This is a genomic window from Actinacidiphila oryziradicis, from assembly GCF_005047355.1.
GTDB classification, from domain to species: domain Bacteria; phylum Actinomycetota; class Actinomycetes; order Streptomycetales; family Streptomycetaceae; genus Actinacidiphila; species Actinacidiphila oryziradicis.
Genome location: NZ_SUMC01000352.1, coordinates 1 through 1,092, shown reverse-complemented (window position 1 = coordinate 1,092; position 1,092 = coordinate 1). Strand labels below are relative to the sequence as shown.

Here is a 1,092-nt window from a genome sequence, read left to right as displayed (position 1 = left end):
AGCCTCCGGGTGTGTGACCCGCTCGATCGTGCCGTGCGGTCGATGCGCTTTCCCGGCCGGTCGGACGGGCGGATCAGCGCAGTCCGGCGAAGAGATCGTTCTCGGGTATGGCCGCGCCGGTGGCGTCCTGGACACGTACGAAGGTCTCCATGCCCATCAACTCGCCGAACCTCTCCTTGCCCATCTTGAGGAAGAAGATGTTCTCGCCCTGACTGGCGTGCGCGGCCAAAGCGTCGAACTTCTGACCGCTGAACGCGGTGGTGTCCACCCACGTGGTGATCTCATCGTCGGGGAGGCCGATCTCGGCCATCGCGGCGGCCTCGGCAGGATCCGGCTCCGGCATGTCCTCACGAAACTCGCGCATGATCTCGCCGAACCGCTGCATCATCGAGCGGGGCATCGTGGTCCAGTACACCTTCGGTGCCAGCGCGGTCATCTCCAGCGCCGCCATCGTGATGCGGTGGGCCTGGATGTGGTCGGGGTGGCCGTAGAAGCCGTTCTCGTCGTAGGTGACGACCACATCAGGTCGGTAGTGCCGCATGAGTTCCGCGAGTCGGGCCGCGCCTTCCTGCACGGGGGTCTGCCAGAAGGATCCGGGGGCGTCGTTGCTCGGCCAGCCCGTCATCCCGGAGTCGGCATAGTCCAGCATCTCCAGATCGCTGACCTTCAGGGCGTCACAGCTCGCCTCAAGTTCTTGACGGCGCATCAAGGCGACCGCCGCTGGATCGTGCCCGGGATCGCCCGGCTTGACACCCCCCGGTCCGTCACCGCAACCGCCGTCGGTACACGTCACGAGAACCGTGCGGATGCCTTCCGCCGCGTACCGCGCGAGGACCCCTCCGGTTCCGGTGGCCTCGTCGTCGGGGTGGGCGTGTACTGCCATGAGCGTCAAGGGCCGGTCAGTCATGAAACAGTCCTCCTGCAGAAATACGTCTTGGTCCGAGTGTGCGGCGGGCGTACCGCGATCTTGGGGCCCGGATCCTGGTGGGGCGGACGACCTTGTGGTCTCCGTGTTCCCCGCCCGTGCGGCGCCGGTCCCTCGGTCGATGCAACCGTGCCGGCCGGACCGGCTGTTCCCGGCGCGGCCGCTTG

1 protein-coding gene is annotated in these 1,092 nt (G+C 67.2%); it reads right to left on the bottom strand.

Annotated elements, in window-relative coordinates:
* Positions 1–73: 73 nt before the first annotated feature.
* Entirely contained in the window at positions 74–907 is an 834-nt protein-coding gene (locus FCI23_RS55840) for a PIG-L family deacetylase (protein ID WP_136731784.1), read from the bottom strand.
* Positions 908–1,092 lie beyond the last annotated feature (185 nt).

What these genes read in the sequence shown, in the direction of transcription:
- FCI23_RS55840 (WP_136731784.1), bottom strand. Translation starts at nt 907, where the DNA reads ATGACTGACCGGCCCTTGACGCTCATGGCAGTACACGCCCACCCCGAC.